Below are 21,868 nucleotides of genomic sequence, written 5' to 3'. Positions count from 1 at the left end.
TGTCCCCCTGAAACGCGCCCTGAACGATTTGTTCTGTTTTGTTCCATGATAAATAGCGACCGGCCAATTGGTTGCACGCTGGCCCCGGCGCTTTGGACGTGCCACTAAAATAACATGGGTAACCCCTTCATCGTGCACCCGGCCGGGCAGGCCGCGGGCATCACCCGGCGCACGATGCTCGCCGGTGCCACCGCGCTGGCCGCCTGCGCGCCCGGTCGGGACCCGCGGGCGCTGCGCTTCTGGGCGATGAGCTATGAGGGCGATTATGCACCGCACCTGATGCCCGCCTTCACCCGCGCGACCGGCATCCCCGTAGAGGTGCAGTCGCTGCCCTGGACCGCCGCGCACGAAAAGCTGCTCACCGCGCAGGCGGGCATGGCGATGCCCGACGTGCTGATGCTGCCCGCCGGCTGGGTGGGTGAGTTCGCGATGGTCGGCGCGCTTGCGGCCGTGCGGGATCCGGCGCTGTTGGCCGGCGTCTTCCCCTCGACGCGCGCGGCGGGTCGCTACCGGGGGGATGACTATGCGGTGCCATGGTCGGTCGCGCCGCAAGCGCAATTCTTTGCCCGCGATCTGCTGGCGGGTGCGGGCTATGCCGCGCCGCCGCCCGACTGGGCGGGATGGCGCGCGATGGGAATGGCGCTGAAACGGCGCCGGCCGGACGAGTGGGTGTTCCTGATGCCGCTCAACTGGTGGGACGCGCTGTTCACCTTTGCCGGGCAGACCGGTGCCAGGGCCTTGCGCGACCATGACACCCGCGGCGATTTCGCCGCACCCGCGTTCGTCGAGGCCTTGTCCTTCTACAAATCGCTGTACGACGACCGGCTGGCCCCCACCATGCTTTCCACCGAGTTGCAGGACCCCTTTGCCGCGTTCGCGCAAGGGCGCTTCGCCGTTTATCCGCGCTCGCCCGCGATGCTGCTCGACCTGCGGCGTCGGCGCAGCGAAATGGCGGAGGATCGCTGGGGCGTCGCGCGCATGCCCGGCCCCCACGGGGCGGGTGCGGCGAGCGGGATCAGCGCCAGCCTGGCGGTCTCCGCCCAGACGACACGCGCGGCCGATGCCTGGGCACTGGTCCGTCACATGACCGGCATTCCCGCCGAGCTGGAGTTCCAGCGCCTGATCGGCAGCCTGCCCGCGCGGATGGCGGCCTGGGCCGCGCCGCAGATGCAGGCGCCGGTCCTCGCCCCCTTTCGCGACCAGATGCAGCATCCCGCCCCTGCCCCCGACATCGTCGAATGGGAACGTATCCGCATCGAGGTGCAACTGGTCGCCGAGCGACTGATACGCGGCCAGCTGACCATGAGCGAGGCGACCGCGACGATGAACGCGCGCGCCGACGCGATCCTTGCCAAGCGCCGGCAACTGGTCGCGGCGGGGCGGATCGCATGACGCGCCAGTCGCGCACCGCCTGGGCGTTCGTCGCGCCGGTGCTGGCGATCATCCTGCTGGTACTGGTGGTGCCGACCGCGCTCGCCCTGGCGCTCAGCGTCACCGACTACAGCGTCTATGCGCTTGCCGATTGGGCCAATCTGCGGTTCATCGGATGGGGCAACTTCTCGACGCTTCTGTCCACGCCGCTTTTCTGGCGCGCGCTGGGCAATACCGCGCTGTTCGCCGCGATCGGCGTGCCGATGGCGATCGGCACCTCGCTGCTTGCCGCGCTGCTGCTGAACGATGCCACGGTGCGGTGGAAGCCGTTGTGGCGCGTCGCACTGTTCGCCCCCTATGTGACCAGCGTGGTCGCGACCGCCACGGTGTGGCAGTTCCTGCTGAACACCCGCTTCGGCCTGCTCAACCGGGGTCTTGCCCTGATCGGGATCGCGCCGGTCGACTGGCTGGGGAACCCAAGCCTGTCGATCCCGGCGATCCTGTTGTTCGTGACGTGGAAGATCTTCGGCTACAACATGATCGTGTTCACCGCCGCCTTGTCCGCGGTGCCCCACGAACTGATGGAGGCGGCACGCCTCGACGGCGCCTCCCGCTGGGCGCGTTTCCGCCACGTCACGCTGCCCGCGATCGGCCCGACGCTGCTGCTCGCCGCGGTGATGAGCGTGGCGGGGTTCCTGCAACTTTTCGCCGAACCCTATGTGATGACGCAAGGCGGGCCATCGCAAAGCACGGTCACGGTACTCTACTTCATGTTCGACGAAGGCTTCAAATGGTGGAATCTGGGGCAGGCAAGCGCGGTGGCGCTGATCCTGTTCGTGCTGATACTGGCCCTCACCGCGGTGCAGGCGCGCATCGGCCGGCGCTACGAGTGGCTGTGATGCGCCCCCGGATGCTGCGCGGCCTCGTCGCCAATGCGCTGGTCGCGGTGCTGGCCGCGCTCACCCTGCTCCCGCTCGGCTGGATGGTCACCGTGTCCTTCATGCCGCGTGGGGAGGCGAGCCGGTCGCCCCCGCCCTTCTGGCCCAGCCGCTGGTCGTGGGAGAATTATCACGAGCTGCTCGTCCGCCGGCTGATCGACGGCGCCTGGTTCGACTACCGGGTGCTGCCGGCCTTGTGGAACAGTCTGGCCATCGCCGCGCTCGCCACGCTGCTGGCGCTGCTGCTGACCGTGCCGGCGGGCTATGCCTTTGCGAAGTTGCGCTTTGCCGGTCGCGCCCGGTTGCTCCGCCTGCTGGTGATCAGCCTGATCGTGCCGGGGCAGGTGGCGATGTTGCCGCTGTTCCTGATCCTGAAGGAGGTCGGGCTGGTCAACAGCTATGCCGGGGTGATCCTGCCCAGCCTCGCCGGCGTCTTCGCCATCCTGTTCGTCCGGCAGGCAGCGCTCGGCATTCCCGACGAGATGATCGACGCCGCGCGGCTGGACGGCGCGAGCGAGGCGCGCATCTTCGCCTCGATCGTACTGCCGCTCCTGTCGCCGATCGTGGTCACGCTGGCGATGTTCCTGTTCCTGGCAAGCTGGAACGACTTCCTATGGCCGCTGATCGTCCTGTCGGACCAGCATAAATATACGCTGCCCGTCGCGATTGCCGCGATCGGGCGCGAACATGCCGCAGAGGGGGAGCTGATGATGGCCGCTGCGGTGGTGACGACGCTGCCCGTGCTGGCAATCTTCCTGGCGCTGCAACGCCACTACATGACCGGGCTGCTCGGCGGCAGCGTGAAGGGATAGGCGCGATCTGGGCCCACTCCGGGTGGGCCCAGATCGTCCGTCAGAAGCGGAAGCCCACCGTGGCCCGCATCGAGTGCCACCGGAACTTGTCGTCGGTGCGGATGAAGTCGGTTCCCGACGTGCTCCCGCCATTGGCCGCATTGGTGAACGTCGTCCCGGCCGCGCCGGTCGCGCGGACGACATAATCGTTGTCCTGATACTGGTGATAGACATATTCAAGCCCGATCGACAGGTGCTCGCCGATCCGCTGCTCGATGCCGCCGCCACCCTGGATGCCGAACTGATTGCGCTTGCCGCTGCCGGTAAAGGTGTTGGTCGTGTTGGTCGATCCGAAGGCGCGGTCGATCCGGGCGTAGCCGGGGCCGAAGGCGCCATAGAACAGCGTGGTGTCGTTGGGCGTGAAGCCGACGCGCCCGCGGATGCCGGCCTCCCAGTCGATGCCGCGGTTGAACACATAGCTCGCCGGGGTGCTGGAAAAGGCCGAGACGCCGTCGGTGATGTTGGTCGTGCCGAACTCGCCGACGATGCCGACCACGATGCGCCCGCGCTGCGCATCGGCACCGATCCGCCCGTAATAGGCCCAGTCGTCCTTGTCGTTGGCGCAGCTGCCGCCCGCGGCCGGGCTGAGCTGGTTGCGCGCCTGGCCATTGCAGAAGCCCGGCGAGAAGGCATTGGCGCCCGATCCGGTGCGGACCACGTCGCCATATTGCCCGTCCAGGTTCCGGTCGAACAACACGCCGGAGCCGACATCGTTCGGCTGCACGTCATAGCCACCGGCGGCGCCGACATAGATGCCGTTGAACCCCCGGTCCGCATCCTGCGCCATCGCCGGCGCGGCGATCACGAGCGCCGTCGCGGCGCCAAGAAAACCCGTCAGTTTCATCATCTACTCCCTTCAATCGCTGCATGGGAGGGGGCACATGGGCCCCCTCCCGATCATCGCTTGGCCGTGAGGATCAGGGCAGTCCCACGCGAAGCGTCGGATTGGGGTTGTTGGTCCCGTTGGGGAAGAAGCCGCCCCCGTTCAGGTTCGCGCCGTTGGTGTTCAGATAGACGATGTTGTGCACCTGACGGCTGTTGCGGCTATAGGCGATCGCGTTCTCGTCGGCCGGAACGATGTTGGCGGCTCCGGCCGCGGTGGTAAGCCCCTGATCGGTATCGCCACCCTGGTCGAGCGCGTCGCGCGCGTCCGAGATGCGGCTGCTCGCCGTCAGCAGCGCCGCGGTACCGACGCCGCGCGCGTACAGCACGGTCCGCACCAGACCGGCATGATAGGCCTCTGCCGCCAGGATGCCGGCTGCCGCCTCCAGGAAGACCTTGCTCGTCAACAGCGGCGCCGCGCCCTTGTAGGCGGTGACCCCGACATCTTCGAACAGATAGGCACCCAGCAGGAAGTTGTTGGGGTTGGCATAAGGGTTGAACGTCTCGGTGGCCCCGACCACGCCCGCCGCCCGCGCGGCCGCGGTGAAGGCGCCGCTGGCATCGCCCGAAATGTTGATGTTGGGCATGGCGATCGCCGCCGATCCCAGCGCGGTGCGCAGAAAGGCGACGTGCGCCGCCTCGTCCGCCGCAATTTCGCGGGCATAGGCGCCGATCAGCGGGTCGCCGGTGAAATTCACCTGCGCGCCGCCGGTGACGGTGCCACCCGCCGCGCCCGTGCCGCTGGCGGTCTGGCTGGCGGGAAGGCCGGTGCCGTTGACCGCGAACAGGTAATATTGCGCTTCCAGATATTCGAGGTTCAGCGCCAGGTTCAGGATGTCGCTGTCGGTGACCGCGGGCGGCGCCGGGGTGGGGGTGGGCGTCGGCATCGGGGCATCGTCGCCCTCGGAATCGAAGCAGCCGGACAAGAGGGTCGCGCCGCCAAGGGCAAGGGTGCTGCCGCCGGCGACCTTGAGGAACTGTCGCCGGGCGGCGCGACGCGCGTCGGCTGCGGCGAGGATATCGAGCGCTTTGCGATGATCAATCATGAGAGTCATCCCGGATGAAAGGATAGGTCAGGGCATCTGGACGTGGCGGGACGCTCACGTGGTCGATCGGATGCTGCCGGTCACGCCATTGGGGAAGAACCCGCCCATGGTGGTGGTGGCCGCGTTCAGATAGACGATGTTCAGGACCTGACCGGGCGTCCGGCTATAGGCCAGCCCGTTGACGTTCAGCGGCGCGATGTTGGAGGTCAGCGTGTTGTCGCTGCCCGACGGCGCGATGCCCTGATCGCTGTCCGGACCGATGCCACGGATCCGGTCTTCGGCCGGGCTGCCGTCCAGCGCGTCGCGGGCGTTTGAGATCCGCTCGGTCGCATCGATCAACGCCGGAATGCCCTTGGCATAGAGCGTCGTGCGCACGATCGCCGCATGATACGCCTCGACCGCAAGGATACCGGCCGCCGCTTCCAGAAACGTCTTGTTGGTGATGAGCGGTGCCGCGCCCTTGTAGGCGGTCACCCCGACATCCTCGAAGATGAAGGCGCCCAGCAGGAAGTTGTTCGGATTGGCATAGGGGTCGAAGGTTTCGGTGGCGCCCACGACGCCTGCGGCCCGGGCCGCTGCGGTGAACGGACCATTGGCGGCACCGGAGATGTTGATGTTGGGCATCGCCACGGCCGCACTTCCCAATGCGGTGCGCAGGAACTGGACATGGGCCTGCTCGTCCGCGGCGATCTCGCGCGCATAGGCACCGACATTCGGGTCGCTGGTGAAATCGACGCGGGCACCGCCCGTGACCGTTCCCCCCGCCGTGCCCGACCCGGCCGCGGTCAACGCGGCCGGAAGACCTGTGCCATTTACCGCATAGAGGTAGAATTGCGCTTCCAGATATTCGAGGTTCAGCGCGAAGTTCAATATGTCGGCATCGGTAACCGCTGCCTGCGCTTTTGCCGGATCGGAATAGGCGAAGGCCGTGCCCACCGCCGCCGCGCCCAATGCAGCCGTGAAGAAAGCGCGACGGTCATTGCGCCTTTCAGCACGCGATTCGAGCGCATCAATTATCGGATCGATCTGATTGCCCATTACGCATCTCCTAGTCACTTATTCTTGTAACGATGTGCGTAACATGACGAATTTCAACTTTGCAATAGCAACTAACTCAGATTTACAAAAACTTATAAATCACAGATTTGCCAAACAACGATAGCTCCGCGGCTTTACCGCAGAGCATGAGCTGTTTCAGTCAACGATATATTCAACATGTACGGTAAAGATGATCTTTGATGCTTACGACAAGCGGAGCCGAACTTCGTTATCAACTATGGCAGACCGGATCGTCGAAGTACCGCCTTCCCTGTGGACTCCCGACACAGCAGATACGCGGATGGGGGGTAAATCGACGCATCTGCGGACAAGTTTTCTCGCAATGTACGATTACGTACCTGCAAAGCGCCGGAAAGAAATGTCGGTCACCGGCCCCATGGCTCTGCCCGCGGCAATGCCTTGGCGGCCTGACGATCGGATCACGACAACCCTGTCACCCCCCTCGATCACGCAGGCCGATCGGTGAAAAGAGACAGCCGCGCCCGCACACCGGCGCGCCCATGCATGCCACGCGCTGCGCTCCCCTGCCCGGCCTTGTTCTACGGCAACCGGGATCGGCGAAAAGACACCGTCGTCATCGATCGGCGCATCGCGGCGCCGGTCGCCTCACCCGATCCGGGCAGGCACCGACAGCGCCGCCAGGCTGGCGGCCAGATCCGCATTGCGGAACGGCTTGGTCAGCCGTGGCATATCGGCATCGATGCCGTCTTCCTCGGCATAGCCCGATACGATCAGCACCGGCAGCTCCGGATGCGTCGTCTTCAACAGGCGCGCCAGCTCGGCCCCGCTCATCCCCTGCATCAGATGGTCGGTGACCAGGATATCGGGCTCCAGCCCGGCGGACAGCAGCCGCAGCGCTTCTTCCGCCGACGTCGCCTCCACCACCGCATAGCTGAAATCGGCGAGCATCTCGGCGGTGCTCATCCGCACCAGATCCTCGTCGTCGACCAGCAGTGCTGTGCCCACCGCCTGCAAGGCCGGCGCGGCCTCGAGGAGCGGCTCGTCGTCGCTGACCGCGGTGGCGCTGATCGGCAGCCACAGGCTGATCGTCGTACCCGCGCCGACCGCACTGTCGATCGTCAGCCCGCCGCCCAGCTGCGCGGTCAGGCCATGCACCATCGACAGGCCGAGGCCGGTGCCCTTGCCGATCCCCTTGGTGGAAAAGAACGGCTCGATCGCGCGCTTCACCGTTTCGGCATCCATGCCGGAACCGGTATCGGCGACGCCCAACCGGACATAATGGCCTGGCGGAACGTCGCGCCCGTCGCCCTTGCGCACGCTTTCGCGGGCGGCGGCGATGGTCAGCCGTCCGCCATCGGGCATCGCATCGCGGGCGTTCACCGCCAGGTTCAGGAGCGCCATCTCAAGCTGGTTCAGGTCGGCGCGCGCCGGCGGCAGGTCGGGTGCCAGCGCGGTCTCGACGGCGATGGTCGGCCCCAGCGTCGATCCGATCAGCCCGGCCATGCTGTCCACGATCCGGGCCACGTCGACCGCCACCGGCTGCAGCGGCTGGCGCCGGGCAAACGCCAGCAGGCGCTGGACCAGGGTCTTGGCACGCTCGGCCGATTGCAGCGCGCCCTCGATCAGGCGGCGCTCGCGCTCGCTGCCCACCCCTTTGCGCACCAGCATGTCGAGCGAGCCGATGATCGGGGTCAGCAGATTGTTGAAATCATGCGCGACGCCCCCGGTCAGGCTGCCCATCGCCTCCATCTTCTGACTCTGTCGCAGGGCTTCCTGCGCCGCCGCCAGTGCCACCTCCCGCGCCTTGGCATCGCTCAGGTCGCGGCCGACCGCGACGAAGTTCACGCCGTCCGTCTCGGGCGAAACCGTCCATTCGATATGTTTCCAGCCGCCACCACGCGTCGCGATCCGGTTTTCGAACCGGGTCGGCTGCCGCGTCTCGGCCATGTGCGCGATCGCCGCCAGTGTCGGGGGCGCATCCTCGGGATGCATGAAGCTGGCATAGCCGCGATCCAGCAGCTCCGCCTCGCTCCAGCCGAGCATCCGCGACCAGGCCGGGCTGACCGCGGACATCATGCCGGCATAATCGGCGCGCGCCAGCATGTCCTGCGACAGGTACCACAGCCGGTCGCGCTCCGCCGACCGTGCCGTCACCTGTTCTTCCAGCGTTTCGTTGAGCGTGCGCAAGTCTTCGGCGGCACGCGCCCGCTCGACTGCGGACTTCACCCGCTCGCCGACCTCCTGGACCAGGCTTTCCTCCGCCGCGGTCCAGTTGCGCGGGGTGGCGGACTGCACCGCCAGGATGCCCACCCACCGGCTTTCGTTGAACAGGATGACGTCGATGAACGCGCCCACCCGCCGATCGGCGAGCCCGCCGCGCGCCTCGTCGTTCAGCCGCGGATCGCCCGGCACGTCATAGGAGACGACCGGCACCCCTGCCCGGTATGCGCCGAGCAGGTCCGGCCCGAACGCCTCCAGCGAATGATGGCCGACAATAGTGGGCACACCGCGCGCATAATCGCATTCCACCGTCATGTGCCCGTCGGCGATCTCGGCATAGAAAACCCGGCTGGCGCCCAGCCATTCCCCCAGCCGTTCCGAGGCCATGCTGGTGATCGCGGCGCGTGTGTCGAGCGGGCGAAGCGCATCGGACAGCGCCAGCAGGAAGGCGGTGCGCCGCTCCCCCTCCACCCGCGCCGTCGTCTCCGCCAGGAAGCAGATCACCCCGGCCGGCACCCCCTCGCTGTCGAGGACGGGGGAATAGTCCAGGTCCATCCACACCTGCTCGGGCCGCCCATGGCGGTACAGTGTCAATTCCTGGTCGTGATAATGCAGCGTGCCCCCGGCCAGCCCGACCTTCATCACATGGTCGTTGAAGTCGGCGACCTCGGCCCATCCCTCGCGCACGTTGGAGCCGAGCAGCTCAGGGTGGCGTGCCCCGGCGAAGACCGAATAGGCATCGTTGTAGAGCATCACCCCGTCGGCGCCCCACAGCATCACGATCGGCACCGGCGAGCGCAGCAGGATCGCGGTCGCGGTGCGCAGCGCCTGGTCCCAGTTCTCGATCGGCCCGAGCGGGGTGCGCGACCAGTCCCGGTGCTCGATCAGCCGCGCGCACGCGCCTCCGCCTGTCAGGAAACCCGGCCGGTTACGCTCGGCGACGCTCGATTCCGGTACTATGGTGCGATGGTCCGACAAAGCGACGCCGATCTAGCGCAAAGCCGGGGCGCTGAAAACAGTTGATCGACATCAAGGCTTCGTATGCGCCCGGCGCCGGCGCAGCCAGTGAAGGACCCCGGTGGCGAACAGCATGGCCGGCACCAGCCCCAGCACCACCGCCAGGATCCGTGTCGCCACCCCACCGACCGTGCCGTCATGCAGGGTCCGGATCCAGGCCGCCAGCCTCGTGCCCCGCCCGCCCCGCCGCACGTCATGGACCGCCAGCACCGCACCGGTTCCCTGATCGACGAACACATAGCTGCCGGGAAAGCGCGGATGCGGGTCGCCCGGCACCTGGAAACGCATGCGCAGCGGTGCCTCGGGCGTCATCGGCACGTCGAAGAAGGTCAGCCGTCCGTCGGGCAGCGCCCGCTGCGCCACCGCCAGCGCGCGGACGATCGGGATCCGCCGTGCCCCGGTGGCGGCGCCATGGGGCTCCGGGATGTCGGCGGGCGCGAACACCGCCTGGGCAACGCTGGGCAGGGCGAGCAGCACCCCGGTCGCGACCAGCACGAACAGCAACGCCATGCTCCACAGGCCGGACAGCTTGTGCAGGTCGCGCAACCGGCGGATCGGCGCGGCGTGGCGCTTGAACGCCAATGCCTTGCGCCATTCCCCCCGCGGCCACCACACCCAGATGCCGGTGACCAGCAGCACCAGCATCGCCACGCCGGACCAGCCGACCAGTTGATGTCCGATCTCGCCGGCCAGCAACTGCATGTGAAGCTGGTACAGCCAGCTCATCAGGTAACCGCCCCAAGGCTCGGCGCGCACGATCCGTTTGCCGTCGGCGGAGAACCAGATCATCTCGCGGTCGCCGTGATGGCCGGGGGCGGGATAATAGCGCGCCGCGATCGGCCCGCCCTCCCCCGTCACCTCGAACGTCCATTTGCCGCCGGGATGATGCCGGCTCTGCATCCCCGTCGCCAATGCGACGTCCCATACCGGCGACCCCGCATCGGGCGCAGGCGCGCCGTGCTCCACTCGCACCGCCGGGTGCAGCGCGGCGTCGATCCCCGTGTAGAAGACCAGCGCCGACCCCGTCAGGCCGAGCAGCGCGAACAGCCCACCCAGCCCCAGGCCCAGCCACAGATGCAGGCGCCGTGCGAACAGGCGCATCAGAACCGCGCCGCCAGCGCGACCTCGAACGATCGCGGTGCGCCGATATAGACGTTGGTGCTGGGATAGCCGGAATATTCGCCGTAGAACGCATCGGTCAGGTTGCGTCCGCGCACCGAAACCGTCGCCTGCGCCGTGACGGGCAGGGACAGGCTGGCATCGACCACCGCATGCCCCGCCACCCTGATCGTATTCGCGGTATCGGTGAAGAAGGCCCCGGCATGGCGCACGAACCCGCCCAGCGACACCCCGCCCCGGGTGGTATAGAGCGCGGAGGCGTTGAGGGTGGTGGCAGGCACGTTGACCGGCCGGTTGCCGCTCCGGTCGACCCGCACCCCGCCCACCAGTTCGGACAGCGCATCGTACCGCGCCTCGACATAGGACGCCCCCCCCGCCAGCCGCATCCCCCTGGCCGGCATCACCACCGCGCTCAACTCCACGCCTTGCGACGACTGGCGACCGCCTTGCACCGACCGCGCCGGGTCGCTTGGATCGCGCGTCAATATGTCCCGCTGCTCGATACGGTACGCCGCCCCGGTCACGCTCCCCCGGCCGCTCCACCCGCTCGCCTTGAACCCCGCCTCATACGCGCGCCCCCTGGTCAACCGAAACCGGCTATTCCCCACCGACGCCAGCAGGATCGAGGATACGGGCGACACCGCGGTGGTATATTGCCCGTAGAGCGTGACCCCCGGCACCACGTCCCAGGTGGTGCCCGCGCGCCAGGATACCGGGTCGAAGGTCGGGCTGTTGCGGTCCACCGCCCCGCCGACATTCTGGATCGTCGCGCGGTCGAGCGCCATGTGATCCCAGCGCACGCCGCCCACCAGCAACCATGTGTTCGTCAGGTTCAGCGCATCCTCCGCAAAGACGGAGGTCTGTTTCAGCCGCGAGTCGAACGTGACGTCGCCGCTGGTGAAGATCGCGGGCGAGGTCGGGGGCGGCACCACCGCCGGGCGGCGGACATCGACGGCGGGTAGCGCGCTCGTCGGCGCCTGCCGGCGCAGGCTGCTGAAATCGGTGTCGTTATGCTCCACCCCCAGGCTGAAGCGATTGCGCAGGCCCGCAACGGGGCCGTCATGACCGATCACCCCGCGCGCATTCCAGAAGCGGTGATCGTGTCGGAAATCCTGATAGCTCTGGATGAAGCTGCCGTTCGGAAAGCCGGCGCTCGGCGCCCGGAACACCTGATTGTCCGCCAGCAGGAAGGCGCGGTCGGCGGTATAGCCGGTCAGGTCGATCGCCAGCGTCCAGCCGCCCGCCACCTGCCAGTCCAGCCGGGTGCGCAGCGTCGTCTCGTTGCTGCCCGAATAGGCGCCGAGCGGGTTGTAGTTGCGCCGGCGCAGGGCCCGGTCGGCGACCAGTCCGCTGTTCGAGTGCACGGCATCGGTCGGCTGCAGTGCAAAGGCCGCCGGGATCAGCGGCAATCCCTGATAGGTGGCGTCGTAGCGGTCCTCGAAATGCTCCACCGCGATCAGGAGCGACAGGCGATCACCGGGTCGCCACAGCGCACTGGCGGTCAGCCCGGCCGAAAAACTGTCGTTATTGTCGACATCGTACAGGCTGTCCGACCGCTGATAACTGGCATCCGCCCGCACCGCGAGATCGGGCGACACCGGCAGGTTGACGCCACCGGCGGCGAACACGGTGCCGAAGCTGCCCGCACTTACCAGCATGTCGACATGCCGCTCCCCCGCCACGGGCTTGCGCGTCACCTTGTTGATGACGCCGGCCAGCGCCCCCTCGCCATACAGAACGGAAGCCGGGCCTTTCAGCACCTCCACCCGGTCGTAATGCCAGATATTGGTGTCGCGCTGGACGACGGTGGAGGCCGATACGCGCACCCCGTCCTGCAGGATCGACACCGTGTTGCCGGCAAAGCCGCGCAAGGTCACCACCGCGGGATTGCCCGGCACATTGCCCGCAATCGCCCCCACCACGTCGTTGAACGCCTCGCGCGCGGTGCGCAGGCCGCGCATCTGCAATTCGTCCTGGGTCAGTATCTCGACGCTGGCCGGCGTCTCGCGGATCGACAGGCCCAGACGACTTCCCGCCTGCGCCCAGTCGTCCAGCTTCAGCGGATCGCGCTGCCCGGTCACGACGATGGTCGACGCCGGCGTCGCATCGCCCCGCACAGCCGATGTCGAAGGATCGCGCGCCTGCGCGCCCGCCATGGTCGTCAGCAGGAGGCAAGGCACGGCAAGCGCCGCGCCGAAAACTGGTCTGGTCATGATCGATGCCTTTGACCGGTCCGACGCTCACGCCGCCGGGCCGCAGAACGAACACGCGCAGCGGCCAGGCCGAAACGCGAGCGGTCAAAGGTGAAGCGGTGGTCCCCGCAAGGGCGGCCGAAGATAGGCGGGCCCCGCCGGCATGGGCAGCAACACCCCCGCCAACCCGATCGCCATGACGAAGGCGATAAGCGCGGCGAGTTGCACGGGATCGACCGCGCCCAGGCTGGCGGTCGACAGGCCGGAAAAGGCGCATGGCATCTCCGCCCTGCCATGATCGCCCGCCTTTCCGTGTTTTTCCGGCGCGCGGTGATCGGCCATCTCGCCGTGCATGGCCGGCATCGGCATGGCGGCGACCGCCTCCCCTGCCGGCGCAGCGATACCGGAACACAGGATGATGGACAGGCGGCCGTGATCGCTGCCGATCATATATCCGGCCGGGATCAGCAGCTTCATCAGCAACGCCGCCGCGCAGATCAGCACGGCCAGACGGCGTTGCGCCAGAAGATGCCGGACGACCTGCACATGCGCCGCCTACCGGTATCAACCCCCTGTGTCACCCGGACAATTTGCCCCTTTGGTGCGGTTCAGGCGAATTCCCGCGCAGTGCATCGCCGATCTATCCTCAGGCGGCAGCATCACGCTGCGCTTCCAGAGGAAAACCCATGACCATCCACGATCCCTCCGTCGCGGCCGGCCTGCACACCCGCCCCGCGGCCGACCCCGCGCCGCTGTTCCGCCTCGCGCAACTGGACGTCAGCCATGATCCCGATCTGGACACGCTGTGGACCTATATGCGCCCGCGCACCCGGCCCAGCTTCAATCCCGACCTGCTCGGTGAATTCGCCCGCTGGCAGGACGACATCGTCCGCGCCAGCGTCACCGGGGCGATGCGGATCCGCTATCTGGTGCTCGGCTCCAGCTTTCCCGGCATATTCTCGCTGGGCGGCGATCTCCATCTGTTTTCTCAGCATATCCGGGCGGGCGACCGGGCGGCACTGGTCCGCTATGGCCGGGCCTGCGTCGCGATCCTCCACCGCAACATGCTGGGGCTGGAACGCCCCATCGTCACCATCGGGCTGGTCCAGGGCGATGCGCTGGGCGGCGGGTTCGAGGCGCTGTTGTCGTTCAACGTCGTCATCGCCGAACGGGGCGCCAGTTTCGGCCTGCCCGAAACGCTGTTCGGGCTGTTCCCCGGCATGGGGGCGCACTGCTTCTTGTCGCGCCGGCTGGGCGCGGCGCGCGCCGAACAGATGATCCTCAGCGGTCGCACCTACAGCGCGGAGGAGCTGTACGACATGGGCCTCGTCCACGGCCTTGCGGAGCCCGGCGAGGGACGGCGCGTCGTGGAGGACTATATCCGCCACAATCGCCGGCGCCACAGCGCGCACTGCGCGATCTATGAAGCGTCGCGCGCGGTCAATCCGCTGACCCTGGCCGAGCTTGAGGCGGTGGTCGACCTGTGGGCCGATGCCGCCCTGCGCCTGAGCGAAGGCGACCTGAAACTGATGCGCCGCCTGATCGGCGCACAGACCCGCCTGCTGGAAAAGGCCGGATGATCCGGCCGATCCACTAGCTCGACCTCCCGACTAGCTCGGGTTGTCACCGGCGAACATGGCCTCCACCATGTTCGCCGGCATCGGCTCCGCCAGCAGGAAACCCTGTACCGCGTCGCAACGCGTGCGGCGCAGCTGATCCATCTGCGCCTGCGTCTCCACCCCCTCGGCGATGGTGCGCATGCCCAGCTTGGCCGCCAGATCGACCACGGTCTGCACGATCGCGATCGACGCGGGGCTCCGCTCCAGGTCGGTGATGAACGACCGGTCGATCTTCAGCGTCTGGAACGGGAACTGGGTCAGGTAGCTGAGCGAGGAATAGCCGGTACCGAAATCGTCCAGCGTCGTGCAGACCTTGATCTGGTTCAGTGCCTCCAGCGCGGCCAGCGAGGCATCGACATCGTCGAGCAGCACGGATTCGGTCACCTCCAGCGTCAACCGCTCCGGTGGCAGGCCGGTGGCATCCAGCGCATCGGTGATGACCCGCGCCAGATTGGTGGAGCGCAACTGGATCGGCGACAGGTTGACCGCGATCGTGACCTCGTCCGGCCAGCTTTTCGCCGCGCGGCACGCCTCGTGCAACACCCAGGTGCCGATCGCCACGATCTGGCCATTGTCCTCCGCGACCGGAATGAACTCGGCCGGGGACACCGCTCCGTATCGGCGATTGGTCCAGCGCAGCAGCGTTTCGCACGAACGGACCCGTCCGCTGCCCAGATCGAAGATCGGCTGGAACATCAGGTGGAACTCGCCGCGCTCCAGCGCCCCGTGCAGCTCGGCGCCAAGCTGCCGGCGCCGCTCGATCTTCTCGTCCATGACCGGTTCGTAGAAGAACAACTGCCCCCGCCCGCCCTCCTTGGCGCGGTACAGCGCCAGGTCGGCGTTCTTCAGCAGGGTATCGGCGTCGCCGCCGTTTTCCGGAGCGATGGCGACGCCGATCGACGCGGTGGTGCGCAGCGTATGGCCGCCGTGCAGCACCGGCTGCTTCACCAGTTGCAGCATGGTCCGCCCGATCTCGGCCGCGCCTTTGCCGTTCGGGGTGGAACAGATGATCGCGAACTCGTCCCCGCCCAGGCGCGCGACGATGCCGCTGTCGCCGAACGCATCCTTCAGGCGCTTGGCCACCGCGACCAGCAGGGCATTGCCCGCCAGATGCCCGAAACTGTCGTTCACCTCCTTGAACCGGTCCAGATCCAGCCACAACAGCACCAGCTTGCCGCCCGCCACGGGCAAATGCCGCAACCGCGCCTCGAACCGTTCCCGAAAATCGGTGCGATTGGACACGCCGGTCAGGTCGTCGCGCCGCGCCAGCAGCGCATGATGCTCGGCCAGCGCCGCGTTCTCGGCCGACACCGTCGTCGCCTTCAGGATCGCACGATAGGTTTGCAGCGTGATGTCCATCATCGCCACCACGAACAGCAGGATGACGACCGCCAGAACGGCCTTGAGCGGCTGCAGCGCGATCAGCAGCCCGACCACCAGCGGCAGCGACGCACAGCACAGCTGCGCCAGCGCGATCAACGGCCGCCCGGCATTACGCCCGGCGATCCCCGCGGCATAGCCGATCGCGGTGGTCACGGAGAGCAGTTGCAGCACGCCGTGGTCGGTGCGGGTCAGGGTCAACAGCCCGAACAGCCCGAGAAGCCCCGAATAACTCAGCGCCCCCAACCGATAGCCGCGTTCCTGTCGCCGGACCGATGCCGCGCCGCGTCGTTCGTGCCGGTACAGCCGCACCGCATCGCCGATCCGCACCAGACCGACCAGACCGATCAACAGCCCGCACCAGATCAGCCAGGCATCGCCGCTATACCAGCCGACGACGGCCGCGATCGCGCTGCTGGTCAACGCGCCGATGATAAGCGATTGCGGAGAGGCGTACAGCGATTCCACGAGCACCGCACGCACCTGTGCGGTGATCCGTTCGTCGGAATGCCGAACTTGCCTCAGCCGATCGATCAAGCGCGTCATACCCATCTCCCACGCGCCAACTATCGGCTTTTACACAACAACCATAGCGCCTTGTCGCCGATCGCCGGGTTCGGGCGTTTACCGGTCATGCCTGCCAAGCTGAAGGTCTTCCGGACGCCGATCGGATTTCACGACGCCTATGTCGCCGCGCCCAGCCAGAAGGCGGCCCTGACCGCCTGGGGGGCGGACGTCAATCTGTTCGCGCGCGGCGCCGCGGAGGTGGTGACCGATCCCGCCCTGACCGCCGAACCGCTGGCCCGTCCCGGCGAGGTCGTGCGCAAGGCGCGTGGGTCGATCGCCGATCACCTTGCCGCCCTTCCCGCCTCGAAGCCCCGGCCTACACCATCTGCCACGCCGGCCCGAAAAACCCCGCCGCGCCCGTCGCGCAAATCCCTGAACGCAGCCGAGGCCGCGCTGGAGGACGCCGAACAGGCCTATGCGGCGGCGCGTGCGGCGGTGGAGGCACGCGAGGCGGCGATCCGGCGCGAGCGTCGCGAACTGGACCGCGAGCATGAGCGCACCGCCGCCCGGCTGGAAAAATCCCGCGCCCGCGCGGAGGCAGCGTATCGCGCGGCCATGGCCGCGTGGCGGGACGGCTGACGCCCTATCCGCGCGGCAGGATCACCGTGACCAGCAAGCCACCGGCGGCACCCGTGGCAAGCTCCAGGCGCCCGCCATACAGCTCGCTCAACTCGCGCACGATCGCCAGGCCGAAGCCATGCCCCTCGCCACGTTCGTCCAGCCGCACGCCGGGCGCCAGCGCGCGTTCCCGTGCGTCCGGAGCGATGCCCGGCCCGTCATCCTCCACGCAGAGGCGGACCCCGCCCGCGATCGCCTGCCCCCTCACGTCCACGCGCCCGGCCGCATGGCGCACCGCATTGTCGAGCAGGTTGCCGAGCAGCTCGTCGAAATCCCCCGGCTCGATCGCGGCGTGAAGGCCGGGTGCAATGGCGGTGTCGATGGCGACGCGCCCGCCGCTCAACTTGCGCAAGGTGGCGGCCAGCGCCCCGGCCGCCTCGGCGATGTCGGTATCGGGGCGTCGCCCCACCACCCGGTCGCGCGCGCGCGCCAGATGATGGCGCAACGTGGCATCGATCCGGTCGACCAGATGCGCGCGCGGCGGATCGTCGCGCAGCTCCAGCGCGAGTGCGGCCACCGGGGTCTTGAGCGCATGCGCCAGATTGGCCGCCGACTGCCGCGCGGCGGCCAGCGCGGCACCGTTGGCGCGGACCAGCGCATTCAATTCCTCCGCCAGGGGACGCAGTTCGGCGGGCTGATCCTCCGGCACCGCATCGGCACGCCCGTCGCGAACCGCGACGATCGCGCGCTCGATCGCGCGCAGCGGTCGCAGGCCGTAAAAGACCTGGACGACCGCGGCGACGGCGAGCAGCGCGATCAACACGGCGAGCAGCGTCAGCAGCGGCGTCACCGCATCGCGAATGGGTCGCTCGACGATCCCGCGCGGTGCCGCCGCGCTCAGCACGACGCGCCCGCCGCCGGTCGCCAGCACCACCTCGCGCGCGTGCAGCGGCGCCCCGTCCGGCCCCCGCCCGCGCCGGGTACGCGGCCGGTCGTGATGGCGCACGGGCCCTTCGTCGGGCGCCAGCAGGAAGGTGTCGCTGGCCGCTACCCCGCCCGGCCCCGCGATCCGCCAGTCCCAGCCCGGCCCCGCCTCCAGCGCCGGGCGCACCGCCGCCAGCCGCGCCGCATCGAAGCGCCCATCGGCTGTCACGCTGCTCGCCAGCAGGGCGATCTGCGCATCCAGCCGCCGGTCGATCCCGTCGGTCACCACCCGCGTCAATATGCCCGTCGTCGCCACCGCCGCCAGGACCAGCGCCACCATCCCCGCCACCACCGACAGCGCCAGCATCCGCCCCCGGATCGATCGCGGCCACGCCCTCACCGCCGCCCCTCCGCCGTCAGCCGGTACCCCCGCCCCCTCACCGTCTCGATCAGCTCTGCCCCCACCTTGCGCCGCAACCGCCCGATGATCACCTCCAGGCTGTTGGAATCGCCCTCGGCGTTCATCTCATACACCCGCTCGATCAGCGCCCCCCGCTCGATCACCGTGTCCTTCGACAACATCAGCGTCGACAACACCCGCCACTCCAGACCGGTCAGCCGAAGCGGAAAGCCGTCCCGCTCGAACCGGCCGCTCTGGCTGTCATAGCTGAGCGGCCCACAGGTGATGGTCGTCGCCGCATGCCCGGCCGCACGCCGGACGATCGCGCGCAGCCGCATCATCAGCTCCTCGATACGAAACGGCTTGGTCAGGAAATCGTCTGCGCCCGCCTTGAACCCCGCCACCTTGTCGGACCAGCCGTCACGCGCGGTCAGGATCAGGACGGGCAACCCATGGCCCGCCTCCCGCCAGGCGCGCAGCACCGATACCCCGTCGCGCCGCGGCAGCCCCAGGTCCAGCACGGCGGCGTCATAGCTCTCGGTATCGCCCAGATGCTCGGCATCGATGCCGTCGGTGACTAGGTCCACGACGCAGTTCTCCGACCGCAGCGCCTTGGCGATGGCGGGGCCCAGATCGGCGTCGTCTTCTACCAACAGGATGCGCATCGCGCGTTCGCTACCCCCTCAGGCTAAACCGAAACTGAACCGCGGGGTTCAGCGAAGCGCCCACCGCGCGGCGCTATCTGCCGGTCGACAACAAGGCAAAGGATCATGTCATGGGCAAGTTGAACGATCGGATCACGCGGATGTCGGCGGGCGGACGGGCGGTGCTGGCGGTGGCGCTGCTTGGCATCGGCGCCGCGGCGGGTGGTGCTGGCGGCGCTGCCCTGTCCCACCCGGCGATCCAGATGGCACCCACCGTCGTCACACCGATCGCCCGACTGGCGACCTCGCAGGGGATCGTGACGATCAGGGGCCGGGTGGCGGAGGTCTATGGCGACCGTTTCGTCATGGCCGACGGCAGCGGCCGGGCGATGGTCGATGCCGGCCGTCCCGATCACCCGCCCGTCGCGGGGCAGACGATCTCCGTTCAGGGGCGCTTCGACGATGGCCAGCTCCGTGCCGCCTATCTGGTGTCCGCCAATGGCACGGTGGAACAGGTGGGGCCACGCCCCGGCCATGGTCACCCGAAGGAAGGGCCCGGTCATCGCCCCGGCCCCGCTCGCGACGAGGATCGGGAGGGCGCGCCCGGCGACCGCGAAGCGCCGGTGCCGCCCCCGGCCGGCTGAGCCGCCTTACACCATCACGCTCAACAGGTCGTCGACGCTGCCCACGGCAAAGGCGCTGAATTCATCGCCAATGGCGTAGGGCAGCAGCACCCGGCGCTTATGGAGCAGCGCGCCGCAACTATAGGTGACGTTGGGAACATAGCCGCCACGCTGTTCCGCACTGGGAAACAGCAGCGGCGAGGGCGTGCGCGCCAGCACCTTGGACGGATCGTCCTTGTCCAGGAGGCAGGCGCCCACGCAATATCCGCGCACCAGCCCTACCCCGTGGGTAAACACCAGCCAGCCCTCGTCGATCTCGATGGGCGACCCGCAATTGCCCATCTGCACGAATTCCCAGGGGTATTTGGGACGCATGATGATCTCGCCGGTTTCCCAGCAATGCAGGTCGTCGGACCGGAGCAGCCAGATATTCTCATTGTCCTGCCGGCCCAGCATCACGAAACGGCCATCCACCCGGCGGGGGAACAGCGCCATGCCCTTGTACGCCGCCATCGCCCCGGCCAGCGGCCGCATCTCGTAGGTGCGCAGGTCAATGCCGCGGATCAGCTCGGCCCGCGCCTCGCGCCCGTCGAATGCGGTATAGGTGCCGATGATGCTCTGCGTGCCATCGTGATCGGTGAAATGCACCATGCGCAAATCCTCCACGCCCTGCCGCTGGCTGGGCAGGATCGGGAAGATCACCGTTTCGGATATGTCCTGGCTTTCCTCGGAACACAGCCGCACCCAGCCGTCATCGTCGCCCTTTTCCACGCGCGGGGGTACGCCCTGCGAACTCGGCGGATCGATCACCAGCCCGTTGCCCCCGTCCCAGCTACCCGACCGGAAGGTTACGGACGAGACGTGCCCCTCGCCCACCCCCCGCAACGAGAGGATGAAGGCGATATTGTCATCATCCGGGTCCTGATCGGGAACCGGCACGATCGACGGGTTGAACAGCGCGGCGCTTTCGAACGCATATTCCTGGCTGAAATAGGCGCCGATCAGCAACCGGTCGCAACTCGCCTCCACCGTCACGCCCAGTTGATCCTTCACCTCCTCGAACCGGCGCAGAAACACCTGATCGACGTTGCGATGCCGGGTGCGCATCGCATGGTGCAGCAGATCCAGGATACGCTGGCGCATCGCCGGGTCCAGCGCCATCAGCCGCGCGGCCACCGCCTCCGCCCGTGTCGGTCGCCCATTGCTGAACGCATCGGGATAGTTGAAGCTGAACGGCCGGATCACCGTGCGCGAGGGGTCGGGCTTCAGCGTAATGTCCAGCGTGTGGAAAACGTCGGCGGCTTTCATCACTCAAGATCTTTCATGGAAGTTCGCAAATATCGGGAAAGCTGTGATCCGACGGATGGTCCTCTGCCTCTCCGGTCGCGAAGATCGCGACGTCGCCCGGCATGATTTCCATCTTTGCCCAGCGATCCCAGCCAATATGGATGAAATCCGGCGGACCGAAGATGCGCACCGCGCGGGCATATTCGTCGCCAAGAAAGCCCACGAAGTGCAGCGCCCCGAATCTTGCTCTAGGCCGTTCCTTCGCGCCGGGCGCCGACGATCATGCGGCGCGCGATCTCGCGCACCTGTTCGTCATCCTTGTCCTCGCCCGCGGCCGGGTCGCCGAGATGGTCGAGGCCGTTTTCCAGAAAGTCGAGCAGCCCGGGATGCTTGTCCTCGACATATTCCATCAGCTTGAACAACAGATGTTCGGTGGCGATCTCGCGGCGGCGCACGGTGGTGGCGGTGGGGGTGGCGCTCGGGGTGGCGGTATCGGTCATCGGCCCGGTTCTCCTTTGGTCCTGCCGCGCCCCAACGCGCGAACGGCCCCGAAAGTTTTCCAAGATGCAGATGCAGGTTATGCTATCGCAGGGCCAGCCACCCGATCACCGCGAACATCGCCAGCGCACACCAGCCGCCATCGGTGCGCATGAGGTACGCGATGCCCAGCACCCCCACCCCCACCAGCACGCCCATCATCATCTGCCGGTCGGCGATGCGGCTGAGGATCATCATCGCGCCGACCAGATTGGCCGCGGCATTGGCGGCGATCCACACATAGGACAGCGCCGGGCCGATCGAGCCCCATAGCGGCAGCTTGATCGTGGCAAAGCCGCGCATCTTGCTGGGAAACAGGTCGGCGGCCAGATGCAGTCCGATGCCGAAGCCCAACCCGGCCGCGACGGGCCAGGTTCGCCTGTCCTGGAATGCGACCAGCAGCGGCAGGATGCTGTGCAGCATCGCGCTGCGATGCCGCAGCTTCAGCGGCGTATCGAGGTCGGGCAGGCTGGTACCGGCGGCGGTGGCGACCACCACCGTGCCCATCACCACCCATGGCCCTACGCCGCCCGTAAACGCCAACACCACTGCAAGAAGAAGAAACAAGGACGCAGCCACGGCGTCGCCCTAGTCGGCATGTACCCCTTTTGTCCACATGGCCGGGGTGCGAAATCGCACCCCGGCGTTGCACCGCCGTTAACCAGCGAGTCCG

The 21,868-nt window shown here is 67.8% G+C and carries 20 protein-coding genes; 6 read left to right on the top strand and 14 right to left on the bottom strand.

Going from position 1 to position 21,868, the window contains the following annotated elements; genetic code table 11:
• Positions 1 to 114: 114 nt before the first annotated feature.
• From GQR91_RS01015 to GQR91_RS01005, 3 genes are read left to right on the top strand one after another with little or no spacing between them, the layout of a single operon-like run.
• On the top strand, positions 115 to 1,392 hold the full coding sequence (locus tag GQR91_RS01015) for an extracellular solute-binding protein (RefSeq protein WP_149682570.1): 1,278 nt from the start codon (positions 115 to 117) through the stop codon (positions 1,390 to 1,392).
• Positions 1,389 to 2,270 carry a carbohydrate ABC transporter permease gene (locus tag GQR91_RS01010; protein ID WP_149682571.1) on the top strand — a complete coding sequence of 294 codons (882 nt, stop codon included), beginning with the start codon at positions 1,389 to 1,391 and terminating at the stop codon, positions 2,268 to 2,270. The genes GQR91_RS01015 and GQR91_RS01010 overlap by 4 nt, the downstream gene beginning before the upstream one ends.
• Positions 2,270 to 3,121 (top strand): carbohydrate ABC transporter permease, encoded by an 852-nt coding sequence (locus GQR91_RS01005; RefSeq protein WP_149682572.1) that lies wholly within the window; start codon positions 2,270 to 2,272, stop codon positions 3,119 to 3,121. Before GQR91_RS01010 ends, GQR91_RS01005 begins: the two co-directional genes overlap by 1 nt.
• 40 nt (positions 3,122 to 3,161) lie before the next feature.
• Here GQR91_RS01005 and GQR91_RS01000 read toward each other — a convergent pair whose 3' ends face one another.
• The 7 genes from GQR91_RS01000 to GQR91_RS00970 all read right to left on the bottom strand — a co-directional run bounded on the left by GQR91_RS01000 (position 3,162) and on the right by GQR91_RS00970 (position 13,202).
• Complete coding sequence (locus GQR91_RS01000; RefSeq protein WP_235904050.1) at positions 3,162 to 4,007, bottom strand: outer membrane protein; 846 nt, start codon at positions 4,005 to 4,007, stop codon at positions 3,162 to 3,164.
• A 70-nt stretch (positions 4,008 to 4,077) separates the two neighbouring features.
• Complete coding sequence (locus tag GQR91_RS00995; RefSeq protein WP_112383084.1) at positions 4,078 to 5,088, bottom strand: ferritin-like domain-containing protein; 1,011 nt, start codon at positions 5,086 to 5,088, stop codon at positions 4,078 to 4,080.
• Between the two features lie 54 nt (positions 5,089 to 5,142).
• On the bottom strand, positions 5,143 to 6,126 hold the full coding sequence (locus GQR91_RS00990; protein ID WP_149682573.1) for a ferritin-like domain-containing protein: 984 nt from the start codon (positions 6,124 to 6,126) through the stop codon (positions 5,143 to 5,145).
• Positions 6,127 to 6,753: 627 nt separating this feature from the next.
• Positions 6,754 to 9,306 (bottom strand): PAS domain S-box protein, encoded by a 2,553-nt coding sequence (locus GQR91_RS00985; protein WP_211368530.1) that lies wholly within the window; start codon positions 9,304 to 9,306, stop codon positions 6,754 to 6,756.
• A 51-nt stretch (positions 9,307 to 9,357) separates the two neighbouring features.
• Positions 9,358 to 10,446, bottom strand: coding sequence for a PepSY-associated TM helix domain-containing protein (locus GQR91_RS00980; protein ID WP_149682574.1), 1,089 nt, complete (start codon positions 10,444 to 10,446; stop codon positions 9,358 to 9,360).
• Entirely contained in the window at positions 10,446 to 12,677 is a 2,232-nt protein-coding gene (locus GQR91_RS00975; protein ID WP_235904051.1) for a TonB-dependent receptor, read from the bottom strand. The genes GQR91_RS00980 and GQR91_RS00975 overlap by 1 nt, the downstream gene beginning before the upstream one ends.
• A gap of 84 nt (positions 12,678 to 12,761) precedes the next feature.
• Positions 12,762 to 13,202 carry a hypothetical protein gene (locus tag GQR91_RS00970; protein ID WP_149682575.1) on the bottom strand — a complete coding sequence of 147 codons (441 nt, stop codon included), beginning with the start codon at positions 13,200 to 13,202 and terminating at the stop codon, positions 12,762 to 12,764.
• Positions 13,203 to 13,342: 140 nt separating this feature from the next.
• On the opposite strand from GQR91_RS00970, the gene GQR91_RS00965 reads away from it, so the two are divergent.
• The gene (locus GQR91_RS00965; protein ID WP_149682576.1) at positions 13,343 to 14,236 is read left to right on the top strand and encodes a crotonase/enoyl-CoA hydratase family protein; all 894 of its coding nucleotides are present in this window, start codon (positions 13,343 to 13,345) and stop codon (positions 14,234 to 14,236) included.
• Positions 14,237 to 14,266: 30 nt separating this feature from the next.
• Here GQR91_RS00965 and GQR91_RS00960 read toward each other — a convergent pair whose 3' ends face one another.
• Complete coding sequence (locus tag GQR91_RS00960; RefSeq protein ID WP_160146785.1) at positions 14,267 to 16,201, bottom strand: putative bifunctional diguanylate cyclase/phosphodiesterase; 1,935 nt, start codon at positions 16,199 to 16,201, stop codon at positions 14,267 to 14,269.
• A gap of 87 nt (positions 16,202 to 16,288) precedes the next feature.
• Between GQR91_RS00960 and GQR91_RS00955 the strand changes: the two genes are divergently transcribed.
• Entirely contained in the window at positions 16,289 to 16,801 is a 513-nt protein-coding gene (locus GQR91_RS00955) for a hypothetical protein (RefSeq protein ID WP_149682578.1), read from the top strand.
• Positions 16,802 to 16,805: 4 nt separating this feature from the next.
• Here GQR91_RS00955 and GQR91_RS19730 read toward each other — a convergent pair whose 3' ends face one another.
• Positions 16,806 to 18,104, bottom strand: a complete 1,299-nt coding sequence (locus tag GQR91_RS19730) for a sensor histidine kinase (protein WP_268878319.1) — start codon at positions 18,102 to 18,104, stop codon at positions 16,806 to 16,808.
• Positions 18,101 to 18,769 (bottom strand): response regulator, encoded by a 669-nt coding sequence (locus GQR91_RS00945; protein ID WP_112383093.1) that lies wholly within the window; start codon positions 18,767 to 18,769, stop codon positions 18,101 to 18,103. Before GQR91_RS00945 ends, GQR91_RS19730 begins: the two co-directional genes overlap by 4 nt.
• Positions 18,770 to 18,879: 110 nt before the next feature.
• On the opposite strand from GQR91_RS00945, the gene GQR91_RS00940 reads away from it, so the two are divergent.
• Positions 18,880 to 19,392, top strand: a complete 513-nt coding sequence (locus GQR91_RS00940; protein WP_149682579.1) for a hypothetical protein — start codon at positions 18,880 to 18,882, stop codon at positions 19,390 to 19,392.
• 6 nt (positions 19,393 to 19,398) lie between these two features.
• Here GQR91_RS00940 and GQR91_RS00935 read toward each other — a convergent pair whose 3' ends face one another.
• The 4 genes from GQR91_RS00935 to GQR91_RS00920 form a co-directional block, all read right to left on the bottom strand.
• Complete coding sequence (locus tag GQR91_RS00935; protein WP_149682580.1) at positions 19,399 to 20,679, bottom strand: glycoside hydrolase family 130 protein; 1,281 nt, start codon at positions 20,677 to 20,679, stop codon at positions 19,399 to 19,401.
• A 13-nt stretch (positions 20,680 to 20,692) separates the two neighbouring features.
• Positions 20,693 to 20,881, bottom strand: coding sequence for a hypothetical protein (locus tag GQR91_RS00930; RefSeq protein ID WP_149682581.1), 189 nt, complete (start codon positions 20,879 to 20,881; stop codon positions 20,693 to 20,695).
• A 25-nt stretch (positions 20,882 to 20,906) separates the two neighbouring features.
• A complete protein-coding gene (locus GQR91_RS00925; RefSeq protein WP_149682582.1) occupies positions 20,907 to 21,158 on the bottom strand; it encodes a hypothetical protein in 252 nt (83 codons plus the stop codon).
• 82 nt (positions 21,159 to 21,240) lie between these two features.
• On the bottom strand, positions 21,241 to 21,774 hold the full coding sequence (locus GQR91_RS00920; protein ID WP_149682583.1) for a hypothetical protein: 534 nt from the start codon (positions 21,772 to 21,774) through the stop codon (positions 21,241 to 21,243).
• Positions 21,775 to 21,868: the final 94 nt, after the last annotated feature.

Origin of the sequence: Sphingomonas carotinifaciens (genome assembly GCF_009789535.1) — a bacterium.
In the GTDB taxonomy this organism is placed as follows: Bacteria; Pseudomonadota; Alphaproteobacteria; order Sphingomonadales; family Sphingomonadaceae; genus Sphingomonas; species Sphingomonas carotinifaciens.
This window is presented reverse-complemented; position numbering and strand designations above follow the sequence as displayed.